The organism is Priestia megaterium (assembly GCF_041941685.1).
Taxonomy (GTDB): Bacteria; Bacillota; Bacilli; order Bacillales; family Bacillaceae_H; genus Priestia; species Priestia megaterium_C.
Map to the genome: position 1 here is coordinate 487,293 of NZ_CP130958.1, position 23,069 is coordinate 510,361.

Genomic DNA, 23,069 nt, shown 5'->3' on the forward strand with positions numbered 1-23,069 from the left:
TATGAAAGGAAAGGAGGAGAGGAAATGAAGCCAACTATTTATAGTGTGGCTGAAGAAGCAGGTGTATCAATTTCTACCGTATCAAAAGTCATCAATCAAACCGGTCATATTAGTGAAAGAACAAGACAAAAAGTAATTGAGGTTATGGCGCAGTTGAATTACCATCCAAGCGTCGTAGCATCTGCTTTAACAGGAAAACCCACTAAAACGATTGGGCTTCTCGTACCTGACATCTCCAACCCTTTTTTTGCCGATTTGGCAAGAAGCATAGAAGACCGAAGTCATGAGCGAGGTTTCCACGTTGTAATGTGCAATACCGATAACGATGCGGAAAAAGAGAAAAAGTATCTATCGCTGTTAATACGTCAGAGAATCGACGGTTTAATTGTAGCTTCTGCTTTTCGCAATGCTAATCTTTTAAAAAATATGCTTAAGCAAGATATACCGATTAGCGTTATTGCTTCAGAAATTCCTCACATATCCGTTAATACAGTGACAGTGGATGACTATAAAGGGAGCTATTTAGCGACTGATTATTTGCTGTCTTTGCATCATAAAAAAATTGCGATTATTACAGAAAATGCAAAAAGTAATCACGCCCGTTTAGATGCTTTTCAAGACGCTATGCAAGAAAATGGAACCATCGTGCCGCCTCAGCACGTTATTACGACCGAAGCAAGTATTCAAAAAGGATATGAAAGTGCTAAGCAAATTCTTTCAATGAAGGAGAAAGTGACGGCTATTTTTGCTTGTAACGATTTACTGGCTATCGGCGTTATGCAAGCCGCCAAAGAATTCAAAATTGATGTGCCGCAAGACTTATCAGTGATTGGCTTTGATAATACGGTTCTTTCTACTACCATTACACCCATGTTGACAACGGTAGCACAGCCGACAAAAGAAATGGCTGTAAACGTAGTGGATTTGCTGGTTAGAGAAATGAAATATCCAGCGATTTATAAAGAACATTTGCTTCTTGAGCCAAAATTGATTGTTCGGAAATCAACGGCTCCGTTGCGAAGAGACGTGAGAGCCTATATAAATAATTGAACATCATGAAGAATATTGCGGCTACCAAAAATCATCGCAGTGATACGTAAATTATTATTGCGCTACTACATAAAGGAGGAATTTAAGCATGTTAGGTAAATTAGGTGAATTAAATAAAGGATACAACGTACTTACAGAAATGACTGGTCAGCACAAAGATATGCTGATGGATATTGGAATTTATAAAATGTCTCAAGGAAAAGAGGAAACTTTGCTAGACAGCAGCAATGAAACGGCTATTCTTTTACTAGAAGGAAAGGTAAAGCTAGAGTGGGAAGGCCATTCGAAAGAAATTCAGCGCCAGTCCCTATTTGAAGAAGAGCCTTGGTGTTTGCACGTTTCAAAAAATGTGGAGGTTAAAATTACCGGGCTTGCCGATAGTGAAGTGCTAATTCAAAAAACGGATAATGAAAAAGAGTTTTCATCAAAATTATATACGCCTGAAGATTGTCAAAACACCGTGGCTGGTGAAGGAGTATGGGAAGGTACTGCTCAGCGTGTAATTCGAACAATTTTTGACTACAATAACGCTCCTTACTCTAACCTTGTTATTGGAGAAGTTATTTCTTATCCAGGAAGATGGTCGAGTTATCCGCCTCATCATCATGACCAGCCCGAAGTGTATTACTATCGTTTTGACAAGCCACAAGGATTTGGCTGCGCAATGGTTGGAGAAGATGCGTACCGTGTAGTTGATAACAGTTTTATTACAATTCCCGGCGAATTGGATCATCCTCAAGCAACGGCTCCCGGCTATGCGATGTACTTCTGCTGGATGATTCGCCATCTCGACAATAATCCGTGGACAGACCGTATTATGGAAGAAGAGCATAAGTGGTTATTAGAGCCGGATGCAAAAATTTGGCCCGAAAAATAAATAAAGATCTTTATACGAAATGGGTTTCAAATGTTGAAAAACCTCGAATGAAAAATAATTATGCGTAAAATAATAGTTCATTTTTGTAAAATATGTTTTTATATGTTAAAATATAGCTTGTATTAATATTCAGGCGATGATATCGCTCTTTGCTGCAGATTCCTTTTTAGGAGTCTCTTTTTTTGGGGAACAGAAGCAAAAGATACAGACGATTCGTATATGAATTAAAAAGAAAAGGAGATAAGCGTAAGTCGCTTATCTCCTTTTCTTTTTAGCGTTATCTAACGCTAAGTTCTTTTTCACTACTTTTTCTAAAGCAACTTCTACGTGAACATTTTTTTCATCGATGTCATTCACAAGCACGACGGTTCCTTTTCGTCCTTTAATCTTTAAATCATCACCCGTAGAAGGAATGTTTTCCCTCAGCTGGCTTAATAGAAGCTTTCTGTTTTCAAAAAAGTGGACAGCCACCATTTTATCTCACCTAATTTCATATGATATGTGTGATACAAAGATGTGTATATGAAATCCTTCCTATACATTATGTCGCCAGGGGTGGTTTTAGAACACATTGAATAGATAATTGTTGCATCGATATATGAAATAAATAGGATGGCATAGTTATAAATCTCCTATCCTTGGACATACTTATACTACTAATCTAAAAAGGGATGTGGATGAAAATGAAGGTGGCTATCGGATTAAGTGTATTTACGGTCGTTACAGGAGCAATTGCGTTAGGGTCGGTTTACTTTTTAGCAGGTATCTTTTCGTTTTTCTTAACGGTTTTTTCATAAAAAAATCCACCAAGAGGTGGATTTTTTTATTTAGCAGCGGCTTTTGTTTCATGAGGCGAATTGCCGATAAATCCAAATTTCCCGCCGACAACTTCTTTTACTTCGTGGATGACAATAAAAGAATTCGGGTCAATTTGCTGGATTTTCTTTTTAATTTTTAATAACTCGTTCTTTTTAATAACAACGTAAATAATACGTTTATCTTTGTTGGCGTAGTAGCCATATCCGTAAAAGATGGTGGCTGCATTTCCAAATTCACTGGTAATAACTTGTGCTATGTCTTTGTATTGATCGGACATAATCGTCATTGCTTTTTTGTTGTGGAAACCTTCGATAACGATGTCGACGATTTTGGCACAAAGATAGACGAATATAAAGGTATAGAGCGTGTTGTTGACGCCAATAGCAAAAACCGATGCTAAAATAATGACGCTGTCCATATAGAACATACTTTTAGAAATATTATAGCCTTTTGTATAGTTTAATAAATAAGCTAAAAGAGTTGTTCCGCCGGTAGATCCATCTGCGATAAAAATGAGAGCAAGTCCTGTTCCCATTAGTAAAGCCCCGAATACAATTCCTAAAATCATGTCGTGAACGTGAAAAGGAATATAGCTGACTAGACCGAGGAAAACGGACGTCATGACGGCTCCTAGAATCGTATAAAGAATCGTTTTTTTTGTTAGAAATTTATAGGCTAAGGCAATAAATATAAGGTTTACAAGAAATGTGCTAATACTTGTAGGGATATGAAATAAATAATATAAAACAAGAGCAATACCCACTGTACTGCCGTCACCTAATTTATTTGGAATGACAAAAAAATCAATGGATGCAGCAACTAAAAGTGCTCCGGCAATAATTAAGATGATGTCTTTATAGATTGTTTTCAATATGCAAACCTCCTTGATTATTAGGATATTTTCACGTGGAATCTTGTTTTTACTAGTGTTTCACAAATAATGAAATAAAAAACGTCTTAGAAATTGTCTAGTTATAAAACTGATCAACTACTAAGACGAAGAATTACGATACATGTATAGGTCTTGATCCTGCTTTTCTATGCTTCGATGTCACCGATTATATAAACCTCTGACCGCTATGTCAACGCTGTGAGAGATGTTCAACTTTTCAAAAAATAGAAGGCGGTTTCCTACATAAAAAAAGAATCCTTTGCGATGGCGCAAAGGATTTTCAAATTTATTGGAATAGGGGGAATATGTTATTAGGATTACCATTTTCATAAATTAATATACCTTTATTTTTTAAAAAAATTTATTTGTTAATGACGATTGAAAGTTTGTAATTCACATGCTGATTTAGCTCTGTCAAAAAATCATTTAGTTCTTCATTTGAATGAAATTTGCATTCTAATAAGTAGCAGCCATCGCCGCTGATTTTAAAGTTGTTGATAACGTACTCCTGCTGACTTTCTAAAAATGTAAGGTAGGGGTGGTGATGAATGCTCTGCGTATAGATATTTAAAAATGCATGGATGGTGTAGCCCAGTTTTCGTTCATCAATGTTAATTGTATAGCCTTTGATAATGCCTTCATCTTCTAATTTTAATACTCTAGCAGAAGTGGCTTGTCCGGTTAAATGCACTTTTTCTCCTAATTCTTTCATCTTTATACGTCCATTTTTTGATAGCTCTTCTAGTATGCGTTTATCTGTATTATCTAACATCGCTACAAATCCTTTCGTATTTCAAATCAAAAGGGTTAACTACTTGATGTCACCTATGTATACTGATACGTCTTCTATTTTATACTAAAGAAAAGTAAGAAAAAAGAGCCGTCAATATGCAAGATATAGAAACCGGCAGTAGTTTGTAAACAGCTAGATTGACGAAAGCTTAAGCTTGCTGTATGATTCTTTGAGTGTTTACGTGGTTCGTAACCATCCCACGTTAAAAAACTAAGGAGAGAATAGTAAGATGAATATAAGAACACTTTGCGTCAACGGTCTTTTAGCTGCTATGTATATTGCTGTCAGCATGTTAATCCAGCCGTTTGGCTTCACCAATATCCAATTTCGTATATCGGAAATGTTCAATCACTTAATTGTGTTTAATAAAAAGTACGTGTACGGCATTGTGCTAGGAGTATTTCTGACGAATTTGTTTTTTTCACCAATGGTCGCTTATGATCTGGTGTTTGGGGTAGGACAATCTGTGCTATCATTACTCATTACCATTTTTTCTATGCGCTACATTAAAAATATGTGGGCTCGTATGCTTGTTAATACACTTGTATTTACGTTCACGATGTTTATTATTGCGTTTGAACTGCACTTAGCATTTGATTTACCATTTTTCTTTACATGGTTAACAACGGCCGTTGGTGAGTTCATTGTTATGCTTGTTGGAGCACCAATTATGGCGGCAATTAATAAACGTGTACAATTTAATAAGCTAGTTGGATAAAAAAGATGTGGCTGTGATAAATCTCACAGCCACATCTTTTTTTCTTTGTTATTCTATAGGTGTAGTGATAAACCCCTTATTTATTGAAGAGCTTTTCACGCATGGACAAATTACCCATATCTAGCATGTAAAAAGAGCAGATCGCGTTTGCGTTCTGCTCTTTTTGCGTAAGGAAATAGGAATTATCCGGTTAGATTATTTTGAAAGAAGGAGTGACAAATCTCACAGCGCATCCTTTTTTCTTTTGTTACGATATACATATAGTTGGCAAACTCCTTATCGAAAAGTTTTTCGCACAACAACACATTACCTATGCGTAGCAACTAAAAAAGCAGACCGATGACGGTTTGCTTTTTTAATTGTATTTTTACCATTAAATAACTTTTTTTGAGTTATAATTGTAAAATAAGCTTTGTTACTAGAGAGGAGATTGTTTTTTGAATAGAAAGTTAGGAATTCTTGTTTTATTAGCGTTAGCCATCTTATTTGCCGGGTGTTCAAAAGAAGAAGACAACGTTCCTTTAGGGGAACTAGAAAAGATAAGTATTAACGTAATCAAAGAACAAAAAATGAAGCAAGGAATTTCATATGAAATGGAATTAGTAAACAAGAGCGATTTGACCATCAAACAAAATAATGTATTTTTATCGTATCCTTTAAAAATGAAAAACGGTTATTCTGATAATAAATTTAAGGTGTTAGCAGAAGGAAATAAATTAAATATCAAGCCAAAACAAAAGGTGAAGTTAACGGCATTTCTTCCTTATAAAGGAACTAATAAAGAAGCGTTAGCTATTGATGAGCCTGACGTAAAGTGCATAGGGTATTGGAATAAGCTTGATGACTACCACCAATTTTCTTTTGGAGGATCCTTGAAGCAAGAATAATATATAACTATTTGTTAAATGATGGAACTGAGCGTAAGGGATTGATAAAGGTGGTGAATGAACAGTGAGTGTAGACACCGATAGATTGATTAGCTTCTTTATTTTATGGGGAACACCCGCTGTTTTTAGTATAGTAGAGTACTTTAAACTGAGTAAAACTGAAAAAAAAGAAGCTATAAGAGACTTAACATCTGTAAAATCTATTGTAACAACAGGGTTTATATTGACCGGAGGAGTTATGGCGAGTTTAGGCAGGTTGTTATCTCTGCTGCCTCTGCACGTTATAGGTACTTTTATTTTAGTCATTGGTGGTGTCGTGAGCGCTATTGAAGCATGGAAGATAGAAAGAAAGAGAAGTATTGTTATCCTTGTTTTAATAGTATCTATGATTGCTCTTACATTTATAATATAAATTCTGCATGTAACAAGAGCTGCTCAAATTATGAGCAGCTCTTATCAGTTTCTTACTTATTGTGTTTCAAGCTGCTGATCTTTTTTCTTTAACGTAAGAGCGAGCAGGAACGAAACGACGGCGAAAGCAATGGCTACATAATAGACGGTATGAACCCCGCTTGTCATACTTTTTATTTGTAACAGCGTTTTATTCGTTTCATTTGATTGTTGAATAAAGTGCTGAGAAGCCATGGTCATAATACTTGTATACAAAGCGGGTCCAATCGCGCCTGAAACTTGGTTAATCGTATTTGAAATAGCTGATCCGTGAGCATGAAGCGGTTTTGGTACTTGATTTAATGCAAGCGTCATCACGGGCCCGATGCTTAAACCTACGCCAATTGTAAAGGATGCGTATAAGATGGCTGCAGTCGTCGTGCTTGTTCCGCTTGAAATAGTAGTGAACAAACTTAAGATAATTGTTAAAAGGACTAAGCCCGTTAAAAGCAACGGTTTAAATCCAATTTTGTCAAACAAACGTCCTCCCACCATAGCTGTTAGAGCAAGCGTTACGCCCCCTGGAAGCATAAGAAAACCTGTTTGCAAAGGAGACAGTCCTGCAGCCGTTTGGAAATATAGCGGCAAAATTAACATCATTGAAAACTGAATCATCATAATAAGAAACATTAAGAAAATCGATCTTGAAAACACAGACGATCTAAAAGGCTTCATATTAATCATAGGAGAATTCAACTTGCTTTGCTGTCTGACGAATAAAGCAAGAGCTATGACGCCAATTATGAGCGTAAGCCATACGATAGGATTACTCCATCCGGTCTCTTCACCAGCTGCGCTAAATCCATAAACAACTCCTCCAAACCCAATTGTAGAAAGAATCACAGATGGGATATGAATTGTTGGTCTAGATGTTTCAGAAACGTTACTGAGCTTGAAAAGAGCAAATAGGAAAATAAGCGCCGCTGCAATTAAAAGACCTAGAAATATAATTTGCCACGAATAATATTGAATAATTACTCCTGAAAGAACCGGTCCTATTGCCGGTGCAAATAAAATAGCTACGCTAAAAATCCCCATTACGGTGCCGCGTTTGCTAACAGGCACGAGTGTTAACATTGTGCTCATCACAAGAGGTAAAATAATGCCTGTCCCTAATGCTTGAATCATACGGCCCACAAAAAGCAGAGAAAACCATGGAGTAATAAATCCAATGAAGGACCCAATTAAGTAAAAGCTCATAGCCGTCACAAACAGCTGTCTTAATGTGAATCGTTGAATTAAAAAAGCAGACACCGGAACAGAGATGCTGATTACAAGCATATATCCGGTAGTTAACCACTGAGCTGAGCTCGTTCTAATGTGAAAATCTGAAATGATACTTGGCAAGGCCACGTTCATTACCGTTTCACTAATTAAGCATAAAAAATTTCCTAGAATCAAAATGAAAAGGATAAGCTTACTTTGTGTACTCATTTTTTCTTCTGTTTGTGTCATAAGTGACCTCCTTTTACTAAATTAATTTTTGTTTGCAAACAGCTTACCAATTTGGTCAGCTGCAATTTGCATAGGGACTGTACTACTTTTAGTTAATGAAAGAGTATAAGCCCCTTCAATCCAAGACTGTATAGCTGAACCTAGCTGTCTTGCTTCCTCTTGTTCATAACCTGAACAAACTAACTTATCTGCATAAACTTGCTCCCACTCGTTATACACGGCTTCACAGGCCATCCGAAGCGTTTCGTTTGATGACCATACTTCACTCGACATAGCAGCGAGAGAGATATCCGCTTCATTTTCCACTTGTTCAAACATTCGATCAGCCATCAGTTTTATATGATATTGAATAGCTGACGCGGCATCTTCATGAGAAGCGAGGGATTTTTCGATATAAGCTTTGACTCTTTCTCCCGTTTTTTGAATAGCTTCTTTTGCTAACTGTTGTTTTCCATCCGGAAAATAATAATAAATAGATCCTCTCGGAGCGCTGCTTTCTTTTGTAATTTGACTTAGACTGGTGGCGTGATAGCCTTTTTTGCGAAAAAGTTTAGCAGCTGCGCTTAAAATTTTTTCTTTTGAATTGGTTGGTTCCATGAAAACAGCTCCCTGATATAATTACTAGTTGATCGGTCAGTATAATGGTAGCAACTCTATACTGATCAGTCAATCCAGACGTTTAGGTCTTGTATATAAGTGAAGATTGATGCAAGCTTCACAGGTGTAAGCATTGATTGAAATGTTAAGAATAAGGTTACAAAGTATTTTAGACCTATACTTCTATTACTGTTAAAAAAATATGATTAAGTAATGAAATTAAAAGAAGACGAGAAGCGTATAGCATGTTACGATAGGGACGGTATAGAAATTGGCATATGTCTGTTTCTAATAGAAGAGACAAATTTTAAAATTTTTAAATGTAAGGTTGTGATTCACCTGAGACTGAATAAATTTATTAGCGAATCTGGAAAGGCGTCAAGACGCGGGGCAGATAAGTTAATTAGTGAAGGAAGAGTAACCGTTAATGGAAAGGTTGCAAAAGTCGGAGATCAAGTTAAGCCCGGCGATGATATTCGAGTAAGCGGCCAACAGCTTCGGATTGCTCGAAATAATGTATATATTGCGCTTAATAAACCAGTCGGCATTACAAGTACGAGTGAAAAAAAAGTAAAGGGAAACATCATTGATTTAGTCAATCACCCTTTGCGTATTCACCACGTTGGACGACTTGATAAGGATTCAGACGGCTTAATTTTACTTACAAATGACGGGGATATTATTAATGAAATTTTACGTGCAGAAAACAAGCATGAAAAAGAATATATTGTTGCAGTAGATAAGCCAATTACACCAGAGTTTATCAAAAACATGTCTGAGGGAGTAAAAATTTTAGGCACAAAAACGCTTCCTTGTGAAGTGACACAGCTGTCTAAGTATGAGTTTCAAATTATTTTAACACAGGGTTTAAATCGTCAAATTCGCCGTATGTGTGAAGTGCTCGGATATGAAGTATACCGCCTTCAGCGTACGCGTATTATGAATATCCATTTAAACAACTTACCTGTTGGGCAATGGAGAGATTTAACGAAAAAAGAGCGCACGCAGCTATTCAAAGAATTAGACTATGAACCTAAAGAGTGGTAAATCAAAAGACACCAGCCTGTTAGACTGGTGTCTTTTTTATTCGCATACAACTACTTGTCTAGAAAATACGCTTTTGCGCGCTACGCAGCGATCTGAAATAGAAAAGCCAGCTTCATGAATCATATGGTCAATCGTATCTACTGTAATCACGACTACTTTATCCGCAAAGCGGCGAGCGTGTTTTAAAATAGAAAGCTGATCTTCAGGCGTCGCGTGGGTGTAGAGATTGTAAGGCATGTCGATGATAGCTACATCATAGTGAGTTGTAACATCTGAAATCGGTCCAGTTTTGACATCACCGCTTAAGCCGAAATGCGCAATATTTTCACGAGATCCGTCGGTCACAAGTGGATTGATATCGCGTCCTACAATATCAATGCCCATTGAAAGGGCTTCTACAAGGACTGTACCGATACCGCAGCATGGATCAATCACTTTGATTCCTTCAGGGTTTGGAACGGCAATGTTAGCTACAGCTCTTGCAAGGCGGGTACTGAGTGCTGTAGAGTATTCACGCGGTTTCTTCAAATGATGCAGCCATACCGCTTCGCTTTTTTGATATTTCCCAAAATACCAGCGTCCTTCAAATGGAACAACGCCAAACAAATGGTCAGGGTTATGCAAGTCTGCTTCTGCTACAAAATGCCAACCCACATCACGTTCAATAGCACGCTGACCTTTATAACTTATTTTTTGATCTTTTTCCAAGTCATTAATTTTCATGAAAATGAGTTTAAATGTTTTGTCTCCAAGGTCAATATCTTTTACTTGCTTACAAATATCTGCAAGGTCATCTGATTCATACATAATATCTAATCGCTCTTTGATAAAAGGGCTTCTGCTTGGATCAAGTTTAACGGCACTTCTTATGATAGGTTTCTCAGTTTCAATTTCAAAAAGAGAGCGTCTCTCTAATTGACATAGTGAGAGTTCCTCTTCGCTGCATGCGTATGTGTAGATATACTGAGGCAGCTGCGTATGGTTATTCAATATCGTATCATCCTTTATCGTATCTAATTATCCTTCTTCTCAAACAATAGCGAGAAAAGAAGAGAAAAGCAACGAATTTAAATATATTTGGCCGTGAATACTAAATTGAAGCGCTACATAGTCCACTTATTTGACAAAACATGCTAAAATAACTGGTGATAACCTGCATGTGCTGCTGTCTATACAAAAGAACTGGATCAAGGTTTCTCAAAAATTATTTACACACTGCTGACATTTTGATGAATAGGAGAGGCTGCGTGATGTCTAAAAGTGATCATGAAAAGCAACAGATGAGTCGGGCTGATATGAAAAAACAAGCCAAAACATCCTCGCAAAACCTTGTGATGAACGTACTCATCGCCATTGTATCTGTATGTATTTTAGCTCTTATTATAAATGTTTTTGTACTAATGAAATGAGCCGTTATGCTGCTCATTTCTTTTTATTAGGTTCAGCTTTTATTGAAGCGTTTGAGGTCTCCTTCACTAGAGAGCACATTGTGGATAGCATATCTTTTTTTAACAAATGATAGTTGTGATATGATGAAGCAATAATACATTAGACAAAAAGCTGGAGGTTACTTAGTATGCCATTACTTAGATTTGATGTAATAGAAGGAAGAGATGAAAAAGAGTTAAAAACATTACTAGACGCTGCTCACCGAGCGATGCTAGAAGCCTTTGGCGTCCCGGAGCGCGACCGTTATCAAATTGTACATCAGCATCCTGCTCATGAAATGATTATTGAAGATACAGGTCTTGGCTTTGAGAGAAGCAAGGATTTGGTTATTATAAGTGTAACGAGTAAACAGCGAACAGAAGAGCAAAAGCAAGCTCTTTACAGATTAATTGTAAAAGAGCTTGGAGAGAGCTGCGGCATTCAGCCAAACGACATTATGATTTCGATTGTTGAAAACGGTAATGCTGACTGGAGCTTTGGCATGGGAGAAGCTCAATTCTTAACTGGGAAATTATAAAACGGTTTATTATCTAGAGAAGCCCTTATTTCTAAGGGCTTTTTCTCATTTTGTCTATAAAAATATTATTCTCTTAGTCACATCTTACTCAAAATTAAATACAGACATCTGTCAAATGAATGATACAATAAGCTTATATGCCATTTTGAGTGGAAAAACCATAAAAGAGTTCGGCGTACTAATTTTAGAACAACAATAAATTTACATAAAGATGTAAAGATTTAAAGGTTAAAAGAGAAGTGTATAAAATCTGTAAAACAAAAGAACAGTTACGCGTTAAACATAGGAGTAAAAGGTTCTTCACGTGTTTTTTCGGATAATAAGAGAAAGTAATTTTGATCATTGAGGAGGAACTTAGAATGTTTGGATTTGATGCAGATGTATCGCCACTAGTGCGAATTAAAGTAATTGGGGTCGGCGGTGGAGGAAATAACACCGTTAACCGTATGATTGAACACGGTGTACAAGGAGTAGAATTTATCGCCGTTAATACGGATGCTCAGGCGCTTAACTTATCTAAAGCAGATGTGAAAATGCAGATTGGTGCGGCCTTAACGCGAGGATTAGGTGCAGGAGCTAATCCAGAAGTGGGAAGAGAAGCAGCCGAAGAAAGCAGAGAACAAATTCAAGAAGTACTGCAAGGCGCAGATATGGTATTCGTAACAGCTGGCATGGGCGGAGGAACCGGTACTGGAGCAGCTCCGGTTATTGCCCAAATTGCCCGTGAACTAAATGCTTTAACAATTGGAGTAGTCACTCGCCCGTTCAAGTTTGAAGGAAATAAACGTACGAAGCAAGCAGTAGGCGGTATTACTGCGATGAATGAATCGGTAGATACCCTTATTGTGATTCCAAACGACCGCTTGCTTGAAATTGTCGATAAAAAGACGCCTATGCTTGAAGCATTCCGTGAAGCAGATAATGTTCTTCGCCAAGGTATTCAAGGTATTTCAGATTTAATCGCTGTTCCGGGGCTGATTAACCTTGACTTTGCTGATGTAAAAACAATCATGTCTAATCAAGGATTTGCGCTTATGGGTATCGGACGAGCTTCCGGATCAGACCGGGCAATTGAAGCAGCGAAAAAAGCGATTTCTAGTCCGCTGCTAGATGCATCGATTGATGGAGCAAGAGGCGTGCTGTTGAACATTACGAGCGGCAGCAGCTTGAGTCTTTACGAAGTACAGGAAGCAGCAGATATTGTCACGTCTGCTTCTGATCAGGACTTAAATATGATTTTTGGGTCCGTGATCAATGAAGATTTAAAGGACGAAATGATGGTAACCGTTATTGCCACTGGATTTGATGATGAAGATGTTTCACCATCAGCTTCTACTTCTAGAGTTTCCAGAGCACGCTACTAAATTAAATAACCAGCTTTTATGGTGGCAATTGTTTTTCAATTGCCTTAAAAGGGAATCCGGTGCAAATCCGGAGCGGTCCCGCCACTGTAACAAGGAGCCTTATGCCAAAAAGCCACTGTCTATTTAGAGACGGGAAGGCGGTATAAGGCAATGACTTGAAGCCAGGAGACCTGCCATAAATCGCAGCACACAATAACCTACGAGGATAGGGAGGTATTTTGGCAGAATCAAAAATAAGATAAACAAGGGATACGTTTATCTGAATTTGTTGTGAAGACAAGCACTTCTTTTTCGAAGTGCTTTTTTTGTGTATTAAAATAGAAGGTGGAAAAATCAATGATAAATAATAAAAAACTCGTATCTATGATATTTCTTGTGTTACTTTGCCTCACTGCTTGCGCTCCTAATGAAGAGAGCATAAGTATAAAAGAAAGAAAACGGATAAAAGTGTGACATTTTTATTTAATTTTACACCTGCAACCCTTGATCCTCATACCGATGATGATTATACGGCAGTCCGTGCAGGAGTGGGGGAGACGCTTGTCAAAATCAGCGACGATTTAAAAATAAAGCCTTGGCTTGCTGAAAAGTGGGAAACGAAAGATAACGGCCTTACATGGACATTTATGATAAGAAAAAACATCACGTTTCAAAATGGAAAAGCGCTGGATGCAAATGCCGTGAAGTCTTCTCTTCAAAGAGCAATAGACCAAAGCTATGCGATGAGAAACGCTTTAAAAATCAAAGAAATGAAAGCGGACGGTCACACCCTGACAATTACGTTAAAAGAACCAATGCCTAAATTCCCTTCTGAATTAGTGCACCCAAACACAGCCATTATAGACGTTAATGCTTCTCATATAGCTAGGAAGCCCATTGGCACGGGTCCATTTCATGTCTTGTCTTTTGATCAAGGAAATCAAGTGAAATTAGAAAGGTATGAGGATTATTGGAATGGAAAAGTGAGATTGAAAAACGCGACTTTTGCATTTAACGAAGATGCTAATGCGCGAGTTGCTGCTCTTCAATCTGGAACAGCCGATATTATTTATCGCCCGCCTTTAGAAAGTTTGGGCACTTTACAAACAGATCCGTCTTTTAAGGTAAGTGGAGTACCTAGTGTGCGTACTCATTTATTACTTTATAATCAAACCAATGACGCATTAAAAGACGAAAATGTAAGAAAAGCTATCGATACCTTACTGAACCGAAAAGAAATTGTCAGCAGCATAATGAACAATCAAGCGGCAGCGGCTCGAGGTCCATTTTTACCCCAATTTCCTTTTGCTGATAATAATGCTAATGAGCAAAGAGGTATGCCATCTGCTAAAAAATATTTAGAGAAAGCAGGCTATCAAATCAAAAATGGCAAAGCAATCAAAAATGGAAAGCCATTATCGCTCTCTCTTGTCACATACAGTTCATTGCCAGAACTTCCTTTGGTTGCTCAGCTTATACAGTCTAATGCGAAAGAGTTAGGAATTACTATTAATATTCATCTCGTTGAGGACAGCGATGAATATTTAATGGCAAAAGACGATTGGGATTTAGCACTGTACAGTCTTATCACTGCACCTAGAGGAGATGCAAGCTATTATTTAAGTGCGAACTATTTGCCGGGCGGTGGTTTAAATGCCAGCCGGATTAATGATGATAAGCTAACAAAAATGATTCAGCAGTTAAATTCAACCGTAGATGACGCAAAGCGAGATCAGTTAGCTAAGCAAGCAACCGCTTTGATTAATGGGGAAATGCTGACGTCATCGATTGTGCATCCAAACATTGTTGTTGCTTATAATCAAAAAGTGAAAAACTGGACAACAAATCCAAGCGAGTATTATATGCTGACTCAGCATTTAGACGTAACGCCATAGTCAATATTGTGTTGTTCCTATAGGAAAAAGAGAAAGTATACAATGATAGATAAAAGGATGTGACAGTAAACGTGCAAGAAGTACAAATGTATCAAATTAAAGAAGTAAAAGAAAAGGATGCTGAAGTGATTCAGTTTGTCATGAATATGCGGAATGAGCTATTTCCTATGCTGGAAAAAAATCAGCTTCCTGTGGATTTGCTTCATTTTAATGAACATTATGTTCAAGCGAAAGGCGCTGCTTTTTTTGCAGCTGTCACGGAAAATCAACAAGTAATTGGAACAATTGGTTTATACGCTTACGACGGAAGGTTTCATGCATTAAAAAAGCGATATGAACATAAAACTGCAGCCGAGATTGTAAAATGCTATGTCGATCCAGCATACCGGCGTCTAGGCATTGGACAGCAGCTGTTAAAGGCAGTGAAACAATTTGCTCAAAATCATTTTTATGACACGTTGTATCTGCATACTCATCCTTTTTTACCGGGGGCTATCCCATTCTGGACTTCACAAGGTTTCATCGAAAGGCTTGCTGAACAGGATGAGCCATGGAATACGCTGCACATGGACAGAAAAATACAACCGGTCGTAATGTAACGATATTATACAGTAATTACCATGGAATCTAAATAAGAGCTCATGCTATAATGAGCGTACTTACATTTATAGCATGTAGGGCAAGTCCTTACAGAAAAAAACCACGTTTCGAATTGGCTGAAACGTGGTTTTTTTCTATGAAAAACAAATAACAAAACATTTTTAAAAATATATATGAAATCGCTTTCAAAATAATGAAATATATTATATAATTACTAGTGTTGTGTTGTACTTTGTTAGTGTTAAATCAATATCCTACATGTGTGAGCCGATTGCCTTATGGTAGTCGGCTTCCTTTTTTATAGTAGGAGTCTAAAGGGAAATAGCATTCGTTAAAATGGCTGTAATTGTCATGACAATAGTTGTCCCAAAGGCCCACTTGAAAAGAAACTTTTGATGCTCCCCGAAATCTACTTCAACCAGCCCAATCAGAATAAAAGTAGCGGGTACTAAAGGAGATAGAGGAAACCCAGTTGTGGAATGTCCCAATAAAGCTGCTCGTCCTATTTCTACAGGGTCTACACCAAAATTAGCTGCTGTATGGCTAATAACAGGTAAAATGCCAAAGTAATAAGCATCAGGTGAAAATACAAAGCTAAGAGGAAGGCTCGTTATTGCTACAACTAAGGGAAGGTGAGAGCCTAGCCATTCAGGAGTGAGGCTGACAATGGTATTAGCCATGGCATCCATCATTTTTGTTTCTGTAAAAACGCCTGTAAAAATTCCGGCTGCAAAAACCAACGTACTAACCATTACAAAGCTGTTTGCATGACTTAAGATTCTTTCCTGCTGTTCTTTTGGATGAGGAAAATTAACAAATAAAGCAATGGCAAAAGCAATAGCAAATAAAATAGGAATAGGGAGTATGTCTACGACCAAGAGAGTCATTAAGCACAGTGTCAATAAGGCATTAAACCAAAAGAGTCTAGGTGGCTTCCCAGGGGTCTCATGAACTGAAAGCTGTTCAGCAAAAGCCATTGATGAACCTTTTAAATGAATGGTTCCTAAGCGCGCTTTCTCTCTTTTTCCGAGTAGATATGCTGAAAATAAAGTCCACATCAATCCCGCTGCCATAGCTGGAATCAGAGGATTAAATAGATCTGATACTTCTAATTGCAAACTTGCTGCGGCTCTTACGAGAGGACCTCCCCAAGGAATCATATTCATAACACCTGCGCTTAAACTAATAACACAAGCCAGTATTAGTCGGTTCATTCCCAGTTTTGTGTATAAAGGAAGCAAGGCGGAAACTGTAATTAAAAATGTAGAAGAGCCGTCTCCGTCCAAGCCAACAAGCATTGTAATAACGGCAGTTGCCATTACGACTTTTAAAGGATCGCCTTTCACAATGTTTAGGATACGAGAAATCATAGGATCAAATAAACCGACGTCAATCATTAGTCCAAAATATAAAATAGCAAAAACGATCATAATGGCCGTAGGAGCTACTTTTAAAATACCATTCATCATCATATCGCCCATATCAGCACTAAAACCTCCAATTACACCAAAGAGGATAGCGACAAAAATAAAAGCAACAACCACGGACAAGCGTTTACTAATGACAAGAAATAGAAAAGTCGCCATCATTCCAAACCCTAACAAAGAAAGCATTATCCATCACCTCTCGATAAAAAGTTAGAAAATTCTATTAATTTATATTATAGCATTTGAATTAATGTTAAAGTTTGGTGTTTTTTAAATAAGATAGCTTCAAACTAAAACTAAAAACTCAAAAAGCCGCCTTATAGGCGACTGGTTTAAGCTAGGTCAGCTGTTATGGACTGTTTTTGAAGGTGATCAGACAGCAGGCTGTAAGCAATAATTTTCTTTTTATACTGTTTTACGACATCGACATGATCATCATAACTGTATACGCATAATCGAACATCTTTTTTTCCTTTTTTCGTATCGATAACCAGTGGAGTTTCACTGTCTTCTAGGTGTTTATAATAGTCCTTATTTCCTTCATGGACATAATATTGTTTTAAAAATGTTGCTTTATTAAAATAATCAATCACTTGCATTTTGTCTTTGCCTTCTAAATGTTTCCCATCAACTGTGACAGTAACGTTTTGGTCATCAAGTGTTGGATGTAATTGAAATTTAGTCATAAGCCATTTGACCACTGGAGTTGGAAGACACGTTATTAATATTTTGAGTGCACTTACAAGAATGATGGAAAGTAATACAATCCACGTCATAGTTAATCATCTCCGCTATAGTTTAAATGAAATAAGATTACATACTTATTTTACCACAGAGAACATGAGTGCTTTTTGTACATTATGTGAACCTTCCTCAGTGAAAAGATGTATATGAAATACGTTTATTTATGCACATTTAGGGAAATATAAAATTATAACAAATACTACATATAAAAAAAGGAGAAAAAATTATGTTGTGGACGATTATTGGACTTTTATTTATTTTTTGGTTATTAGGATTAGTTTTTCATATTGGCGGCGGCATCATTCACATTCTTCTTGTCATTGCAGTGATTGTGCTAATCGTAAAACTTGTGAAACGAATTTAGATATAAAAGGCCTTTCCTTAGGGAAAGGCCTTTTATGTGGAGAGATTATAAAAACAAGACGTATTTTGATATAAAAAATCATATGCTTCCGTTCCAGAAACTCCTTTGAGACGTGCTATTTCCTCAACGGACTGATGTATCATTGATGGAACCGTTGTCTGGTTTTGAAAAGGTCCTTCAAATGGCCACGGACCATCTGTTTCGACCATCAAGTAGTCAAGAGGGTATTCCATGGCAAGCGCTTGGATTTTAGGCTTATATACAATATCAGGTGTAACTGAAATATAGTAACCGTTGTTTTTCATTCGTTCAACGGTTTTTTTAGCTCCTTTGAACCAGTGGAAGTGAGCTTTAGACACGGAATGTTTTTCTAGTAAGTCACATACAATTTCAGCGTCTTCATATACAGCGTGAAGAATTAACGGTTTTCCCCATTTTTTTGAATGAATAATAAAAGCTTCAAGCAGCTCCAAATAGGGCTCTAGAGAAAGAGTATAGGTCTGACTTAAGTAATAAGGTAGACCTACCTCACCAACAGCTATCATTTCTTCATTGTTTTGATCGATCCAGGCAAACAGCTCCGCTAATTCATTTGAAGAAGGCAGCATTTGTTCAGGATGAAATCCGTAGGCGGGTTTCACACAGGAATACAATTGGCTGATTTTTTGATTAAGTTGGCAAGACTGTAATGTGGAAGATACAGAAATAAGCGTTTGTAACGAAGGATCCTTCTCTATTATGTCTTTCCAGCTTTTCGGTTCATATTGATCGAGGTGAATATGAGAGTCAATGATTTGTTTCATAAATATCGCTCCTTTCAGCCCAATTTGTTTAGAAATAATACGTAAGAAAATGTATGCTTCTGTTAGGCTCCCATCTTATTTTTTGTTCCCCCATTTAGCAATAGATGAAAACGTATAAACAATAAGAGCTAACCAAATAAAACTAAAAGCAATAACATGAGCTTTTGTTAGCGATTCATGGTATAGAATTACTCCTGCTAGCAGAGATAAGGTTGGTGAAATATATTGAAGAATACCAAGCATTGATAATGATCCTTTTTTAGCACTTTTTGTGAATAATAAGAGTGGTAGAGCTGTGACCATTCCACTTCCGATTAATAAAAGACTTGTTGAAAAAGAATCAAAAAACTGCAAGTGTGATTGAAACGTGAGGTAGCCTATGTATGCTAATGAAATAGGGGAGATGACCATCGTTTCAAGAGTTAATCCGATTGTTGAATCAGCTTTAATCTTTTTCTTTGCCAAACCATATAATCCAAAAGTAAGAGCTAAACTAAGCGAAATCCAAGGAACCACACCATAATGAAGACTGAGTGTTCATACGCCGATCGCTGCTAGTATAAATGCAAAAATTTGAGCCCCGCTTAATCTCTCTTTTAAGACAATAACACCTAATAAAACACTTGTTAGGGGATTAATATATTGTCCAAGGCTCGCTTCTACTATTTTTCCATCAATGACAGCCCACATAAAAATGCCCCAATTTGCACTAATAAGTACAGACGCAGTAAAAAGGGACCAGAATAAGGATGGTTTTTTCATTATTTCTTTTACAAACGTAATGTATGTACGCCATTTCTTTGTTATCAATAAAAGAATAAGCATAAAAATAAAAGACCAAAAAACGCGCTGAGCTAAAATCTCCCCCGTGCTACGTGGTGAACCAGCTTCCAATAAATTGGCGTGAACCCCCACATCAGATAAGAAAGGACTGCATACGTTACACCATCTTTTTCATGATTTAAGTTCATTTAAAACCTTCTTTCTAACATGAGATAAATTTGGTAATAAGAGTGATAGATTAACATAAAAAAGCAGCATAAACGATTATATCACAGAGAAAAACGATTCTTCACATGTTGAATGGCTCAAAAAAGCCCTATGCGCAAGGTCATTGCTTTTCCATGTCTAAAATAAAATCAAATTGCATGTTTCTAACAAGGTAAGTGCTTACACATGTGTGCATGATAAGCGCTCCTTCAGCTTATATTCAAGTGGTTATGAAAAACAGTTGATTTCCCCATTAGAAACTGTCAAGCTTAAGGAAGAAAAAAATCTTAGAGGAAAGAATATATAGGTGACGAATATGATCGAAATAAAAGTGTCTGCGATAAGCGACGGAGAATTTAATAGAGGTGTATTTGCTAAGCAAGATATTAAAAAAGGAACGCTTATTCACGAAGCTCCTGTTATCGCTTATCCTAATAAAGAGCATGATTTTATTGAGAAAACAACACTAGCGGATTATGCTTTTGAATATGGAGTGAATCATACGGCTATTCTTTTGGGATACGGTATGCTGTTTAATCACTCGTATACACCCAATGCTACGTATGAAATTAATTTTGACAATCATACCTTTGATTTTTATGCATATACGGATATCCAAGCAGGAGAAGAAATTCTCATCAACTATAATGGAGATGAAGATGATCAAGAGCTCCTTTGGTTTGATCGTGAAGATGAAGAAGAACAAAAGTAAAAAGTTAAGCCCATCGAAAATCGAGGGGCTTTTTATTATGCTTTTTTATCTGGATACATAGTAGAATTCAAACGGATGAATTGGTAAATATGCGTAATAATAACTTTTAAAACGGCATATCCAGGGACGGCTAAAATAATACCGATGATTCCGAATAAATTTCCGGCGGTTAGAATGACAAAAATGACTGTAATCGGGTGAATGTCTAGGCTTCTTCCCATAATTTGCGGAGATATTACTTTACCTTCAAGCAATTGAACAACTGCCCAGACAATGGCTAGTTTTACAAGCATGAAAGGAGAGGTAATAAACGCAATAATAATTGCTGGGATAATGGCGATAATAGGACCAAGGTAAGGCACAACATTGGTTACCATGGCGATAATCGCTAGAAGTAATGCATAATCTAACCCAATAATCAGATAGCCAATGAAAAGCAGTACACCTATACAAATCGCAACAAAAATTTGCCCGCGAATATATGCGCTTAATGCGTGGTTCATGTCGGCTAAAATAAATTTAGCTTCAGAACGAGAGCGGTTTGGAAGCAGTTTTACAATGTAATTAGGTAAGTTCTTCCCATCTTTTAACAAGTAAAAAAGAATAAAGGGTAAAACGGCAACCGATAATATAATTTCTGTGATGGTGCCGACAAAGTTCACAATACCGCTTGAAAATCCAGAAACATATTTACTCAAGTGTTTTGATGCATCTTTTGAAAGCTTATCTAGGTCTGTGTTAGCCGATTGAAGACCTTGTTCGACATACCGGTTATTCGAAAGGTTCGTCACCGCATGCTGAACGTCATGTGTCAGCTCTGGGATATTATCAATAAGGCGGTCAACTTGATTTTTTAGAGGCGGAATAACCGATGAAATAATAATGGCTAATGCGCCGATAATCACTATGTATAAAACAAGAATGGAAATAATTCGTTTTACACCTTTTCGTTCTAAAAAGTCAACAAGCGGATTAAATAAATAAAAGCAAATTCCTGCTAAGATAATCGGTAGTGCGATTGTTTTAATAAAAATAGAGATAGGAATTAAAATAAATCCGATTTTTGATAACGAAAAAATAGTCATGCTGAGAATAAAAATAATAATTGTATATACAACAAATTTATTATTTAAGATTTTTTCTCGGAAAAAAGTTCCTTTCTGAGGTCTAGGTTCCAAGCTGTTCAACTCCTTTAAAAAATAAATGTATAGTTATCATACCCTGATTTAGACTAATTTAAGAGGTTTTTTTACAAAGAAGTGCGCATACTAGTAGAAAATCTTCTAGAAAGAAGGGGTGAAATCATTGAAAGAACACAAACAACCATCGTATGATGATTTCTCTACAGTAGAAAAAAGCCACGAATATATAACCGCTGAAGAATTTCCAGACGGTCCTTTCGGCTCTCCTGTTAATCAAAAGCTGGGGAAATCTACTTCGTGGGAAGAAGGCCAGCGAACGTATAGCGCATTTAATTATGAAAACAAAAACCTTCATGAAAAAGCGCAGAGATTATTCCCAGGAGCGCACCCTGTACATGATAATCCAGAGGAACATGAACAAAATCCAAGTTAATGTCTTTACTATGCTCTGAATATATTGTCCTATTTTTTTGCTGAATTATGTTGACAATAAGAAGTTTAGCCTGTAATATAAAACGTAACTTATCACTGTTTCTACAGGATTCGACAAAATTTGATTTACTTAAACTTGTGATCTCAACTTCTATTTACAGCTATTAGAGCGCTGTAAGTAGAAGTTTTATTTATGTTATCGATAAAAAAGAAAAAAGCAGGTCTGCTCAAGCAGGCCTGCTTTTTTTATTATTGAACAGCGTCAAATTTATTTACTTTCCACTGAGAATTAGATTTATAGAATGTGACAGTACGTTTTACGCTGCCGCCATCTACAGTTGGAACTGTGAATTCATAAGAGCGAACTGTTGCTGTTTGATACACAAGCTTTGTTTTTGCTTTTGACCATTCTAACATGCTGAATCCGTCGCCGATTGGATGTGCAAGTTTGCCGTTATATGTGATATAGCCGTAATTTGTTAATCCTTTTTCTACTGCACTATTTGTAAATGTCTCAGATAAGTAGCTTGATAGTTCAGCTTTTGTATCAAATTCAGGGCAAAGATACACGTACTCAGTTCCTTTATATTCAAATGTACGTTCTGTACATGGTTTGTTTTTATAACCGTGCAGAGCACTCCAGAAATGATTGCTGGCACTAGCTGCAATTTTGACAGCATTTGCATCCGTTAGTGTTGTAGATGTTGTTTGTGCTGTAACTCCAGTGCTTAGTGTAAAGAAAATAGCGATTGATGATAAAACTAGTCCAATTTTTTTCATTTCTAACTCACTCCTAATTAATTAACTTTATTTATGTAACAATTATATGTTTTATATTTCTTTTGTTACATTTATATTACAATAAATCTGTAATAAAAGAAAGTGTTTTGTCTTTTTTTCTTAAATTTTTTTGGTTTTTTGCTAGTTTTTAAAATAGATATAGTAGTGTAATTGTAGATAAATGTTGAAATAACGGCGTTTTTAAGCGTTTTATTTCATCTAGCGTTCTTATTGTTACAAATAATATTATTTGTAACAATAATGTAATAAAATAGCTGGGATCCTT

At 36.7% G+C, this 23,069-nt stretch carries 25 protein-coding genes, 1 pseudogene and 2 riboswitches; of the genes and pseudogenes, 14 read left to right on the forward strand and 12 right to left on the reverse strand.

What is annotated here, in order from left to right; translation table 11 throughout:
- The first annotated feature begins 24 nt into the window (after positions 1 to 24).
- Positions 25 to 1,050: a LacI family DNA-binding transcriptional regulator gene (locus Q5794_RS02655; protein ID WP_374988666.1), complete on the forward strand. Its 1,026-nt coding sequence runs from the start codon at positions 25 to 27 to the stop codon at positions 1,048 to 1,050.
- Positions 1,051 to 1,138: 88 nt separating this feature from the next.
- Positions 1,139 to 1,927: a 5-deoxy-glucuronate isomerase gene (locus tag Q5794_RS02660; RefSeq protein ID WP_192997894.1), complete on the forward strand. Its 789-nt coding sequence runs from the start codon at positions 1,139 to 1,141 to the stop codon at positions 1,925 to 1,927.
- A 255-nt stretch (positions 1,928 to 2,182) separates the two neighbouring features.
- On the opposite strand, the gene Q5794_RS02665 is transcribed toward Q5794_RS02660, so the two are convergent.
- The 3 genes from Q5794_RS02665 to Q5794_RS02675 form a co-directional block, all read right to left on the reverse strand.
- Positions 2,183 to 2,401 carry a hypothetical protein gene (locus tag Q5794_RS02665; RefSeq protein ID WP_013055227.1) on the reverse strand — a complete coding sequence of 73 codons (219 nt, stop codon included), beginning with the start codon at positions 2,399 to 2,401 and terminating at the stop codon, positions 2,183 to 2,185.
- 349 nt (positions 2,402 to 2,750) lie between these two features.
- Positions 2,751 to 3,617: a YitT family protein gene (locus Q5794_RS02670; RefSeq protein ID WP_192997896.1), complete on the reverse strand. Its 867-nt coding sequence runs from the start codon at positions 3,615 to 3,617 to the stop codon at positions 2,751 to 2,753.
- A 382-nt stretch (positions 3,618 to 3,999) separates the two neighbouring features.
- Complete coding sequence (locus tag Q5794_RS02675; RefSeq protein ID WP_192997897.1) at positions 4,000 to 4,410, reverse strand: Lrp/AsnC family transcriptional regulator; 411 nt, start codon at positions 4,408 to 4,410, stop codon at positions 4,000 to 4,002.
- Positions 4,411 to 4,606: 196 nt separating this feature from the next.
- Positions 4,607 to 4,651, forward strand: a riboswitch (PreQ1 riboswitch).
- A 9-nt stretch (positions 4,652 to 4,660) separates the two neighbouring features.
- Here Q5794_RS02675 and Q5794_RS02680 point away from each other — a divergent pair.
- The 3 genes from Q5794_RS02680 to Q5794_RS02690 all read left to right on the forward strand — a co-directional run bounded on the left by Q5794_RS02680 (position 4,661) and on the right by Q5794_RS02690 (position 6,448).
- A complete protein-coding gene (locus Q5794_RS02680; protein ID WP_013081607.1) occupies positions 4,661 to 5,149 on the forward strand; it encodes a QueT transporter family protein in 489 nt (162 codons plus the stop codon).
- Between the two features lie 437 nt (positions 5,150 to 5,586).
- Positions 5,587 to 6,036 (forward strand): hypothetical protein, encoded by a 450-nt coding sequence (locus Q5794_RS02685; RefSeq protein ID WP_214989011.1) that lies wholly within the window; start codon positions 5,587 to 5,589, stop codon positions 6,034 to 6,036.
- Positions 6,037 to 6,100: 64 nt separating this feature from the next.
- Entirely contained in the window at positions 6,101 to 6,448 is a 348-nt protein-coding gene (locus Q5794_RS02690; protein WP_214989012.1) for a hypothetical protein, read from the forward strand.
- Between the two features lie 56 nt (positions 6,449 to 6,504).
- Here the strand turns inward: Q5794_RS02690 and Q5794_RS02695 are convergent, their stop codons facing one another.
- Together Q5794_RS02695 and Q5794_RS02700 are read right to left on the reverse strand one after the other, a co-directional pair.
- On the reverse strand, positions 6,505 to 7,941 hold the full coding sequence (locus Q5794_RS02695) for a DHA2 family efflux MFS transporter permease subunit (protein WP_374988667.1): 1,437 nt from the start codon (positions 7,939 to 7,941) through the stop codon (positions 6,505 to 6,507).
- A 21-nt stretch (positions 7,942 to 7,962) separates the two neighbouring features.
- Positions 7,963 to 8,538 (reverse strand): TetR/AcrR family transcriptional regulator, encoded by a 576-nt coding sequence (locus tag Q5794_RS02700; protein WP_214989014.1) that lies wholly within the window; start codon positions 8,536 to 8,538, stop codon positions 7,963 to 7,965.
- A 339-nt stretch (positions 8,539 to 8,877) separates the two neighbouring features.
- Here Q5794_RS02700 and rluF point away from each other — a divergent pair, with 339 nt between their 5' ends.
- Complete coding sequence (rluF, locus tag Q5794_RS02705; protein ID WP_025601719.1) at positions 8,878 to 9,585, forward strand: 23S rRNA pseudouridine(2604) synthase RluF; 708 nt, start codon at positions 8,878 to 8,880, stop codon at positions 9,583 to 9,585.
- Between the two features lie 36 nt (positions 9,586 to 9,621).
- Here rluF and Q5794_RS02710 read toward each other — a convergent pair whose 3' ends face one another.
- Positions 9,622 to 10,575 carry a TRM11 family methyltransferase gene (locus Q5794_RS02710; protein ID WP_192997901.1) on the reverse strand — a complete coding sequence of 318 codons (954 nt, stop codon included), beginning with the start codon at positions 10,573 to 10,575 and terminating at the stop codon, positions 9,622 to 9,624.
- Between the two features lie 260 nt (positions 10,576 to 10,835).
- Between Q5794_RS02710 and Q5794_RS02715 the strand changes: the two genes are divergently transcribed.
- The 5 genes from Q5794_RS02715 (at position 10,836) to Q5794_RS02735 (ending at position 15,388) form a co-directional block, all read left to right on the forward strand.
- Positions 10,836 to 10,994 (forward strand): hypothetical protein, encoded by a 159-nt coding sequence (locus Q5794_RS02715; protein ID WP_013055238.1) that lies wholly within the window; start codon positions 10,836 to 10,838, stop codon positions 10,992 to 10,994.
- A 167-nt stretch (positions 10,995 to 11,161) separates the two neighbouring features.
- A complete protein-coding gene (locus Q5794_RS02720; protein ID WP_013055239.1) occupies positions 11,162 to 11,551 on the forward strand; it encodes a tautomerase family protein in 390 nt (129 codons plus the stop codon).
- A 359-nt stretch (positions 11,552 to 11,910) separates the two neighbouring features.
- Positions 11,911 to 12,915, forward strand: a complete 1,005-nt coding sequence (gene ftsZ / locus Q5794_RS02725; RefSeq protein WP_013055240.1) for a cell division protein FtsZ — start codon at positions 11,911 to 11,913, stop codon at positions 12,913 to 12,915.
- A 2-nt stretch (positions 12,916 to 12,917) separates the two neighbouring features.
- Positions 12,918 to 13,108: riboswitch (cobalamin riboswitch) on the forward strand.
- A 256-nt stretch (positions 13,109 to 13,364) separates the two neighbouring features.
- Positions 13,365 to 14,789 (forward strand): nickel ABC transporter substrate-binding protein, encoded by a 1,425-nt coding sequence (gene nikA / locus Q5794_RS02730; RefSeq protein WP_374988668.1) that lies wholly within the window; start codon positions 13,365 to 13,367, stop codon positions 14,787 to 14,789.
- Between the two features lie 71 nt (positions 14,790 to 14,860).
- Entirely contained in the window at positions 14,861 to 15,388 is a 528-nt protein-coding gene (locus tag Q5794_RS02735) for a GNAT family N-acetyltransferase (RefSeq protein WP_328245475.1), read from the forward strand.
- 312 nt (positions 15,389 to 15,700) lie between these two features.
- On the opposite strand, the gene Q5794_RS02740 is transcribed toward Q5794_RS02735, so the two are convergent.
- Both Q5794_RS02740 and Q5794_RS02745 read right to left on the reverse strand, forming a co-directional pair.
- The gene (locus Q5794_RS02740) at positions 15,701 to 17,002 is read right to left on the reverse strand and encodes a CitMHS family transporter (protein ID WP_374988669.1); all 1,302 of its coding nucleotides are present in this window, start codon (positions 17,000 to 17,002) and stop codon (positions 15,701 to 15,703) included.
- 146 nt (positions 17,003 to 17,148) lie between these two features.
- Positions 17,149 to 17,592 (reverse strand): YfmQ family protein, encoded by a 444-nt coding sequence (locus Q5794_RS02745; RefSeq protein ID WP_057274965.1) that lies wholly within the window; start codon positions 17,590 to 17,592, stop codon positions 17,149 to 17,151.
- 194 nt (positions 17,593 to 17,786) lie between these two features.
- Between Q5794_RS02745 and Q5794_RS02750 the strand changes: the two genes are divergently transcribed.
- On the forward strand, positions 17,787 to 17,924 hold the full coding sequence (locus tag Q5794_RS02750) for a lmo0937 family membrane protein (RefSeq protein ID WP_013055244.1): 138 nt from the start codon (positions 17,787 to 17,789) through the stop codon (positions 17,922 to 17,924).
- Positions 17,925 to 17,956: 32 nt separating this feature from the next.
- On the opposite strand, the gene Q5794_RS02755 is transcribed toward Q5794_RS02750, so the two are convergent.
- Complete coding sequence (locus Q5794_RS02755; RefSeq protein ID WP_075422113.1) at positions 17,957 to 18,727, reverse strand: TatD family hydrolase; 771 nt, start codon at positions 18,725 to 18,727, stop codon at positions 17,957 to 17,959.
- 75 nt (positions 18,728 to 18,802) lie between these two features.
- Positions 18,803 to 19,698 (reverse strand): annotated as a pseudogene (rarD, locus tag Q5794_RS02760) (EamA family transporter RarD).
- A 335-nt stretch (positions 19,699 to 20,033) separates the two neighbouring features.
- Here rarD and Q5794_RS02765 point away from each other — a divergent pair.
- Complete coding sequence (locus Q5794_RS02765; RefSeq protein WP_013055247.1) at positions 20,034 to 20,429, forward strand: SET domain-containing protein; 396 nt, start codon at positions 20,034 to 20,036, stop codon at positions 20,427 to 20,429.
- A gap of 35 nt (positions 20,430 to 20,464) precedes the next feature.
- Here the strand turns inward: Q5794_RS02765 and Q5794_RS02770 are convergent, their stop codons facing one another.
- Positions 20,465 to 21,607 carry an AI-2E family transporter gene (locus tag Q5794_RS02770; RefSeq protein WP_013055248.1) on the reverse strand — a complete coding sequence of 381 codons (1,143 nt, stop codon included), beginning with the start codon at positions 21,605 to 21,607 and terminating at the stop codon, positions 20,465 to 20,467.
- A 127-nt stretch (positions 21,608 to 21,734) separates the two neighbouring features.
- Here Q5794_RS02770 and Q5794_RS02775 point away from each other — a divergent pair, with 127 nt between their 5' ends.
- Positions 21,735 to 22,004: a hypothetical protein gene (locus tag Q5794_RS02775; RefSeq protein ID WP_057242122.1), complete on the forward strand. Its 270-nt coding sequence runs from the start codon at positions 21,735 to 21,737 to the stop codon at positions 22,002 to 22,004.
- A 248-nt stretch (positions 22,005 to 22,252) separates the two neighbouring features.
- Here the strand turns inward: Q5794_RS02775 and Q5794_RS02780 are convergent, their stop codons facing one another.
- On the reverse strand, positions 22,253 to 22,783 hold the full coding sequence (locus Q5794_RS02780; protein WP_013055250.1) for an IseA DL-endopeptidase inhibitor family protein: 531 nt from the start codon (positions 22,781 to 22,783) through the stop codon (positions 22,253 to 22,255).
- Positions 22,784 to 23,069: the final 286 nt, after the last annotated feature.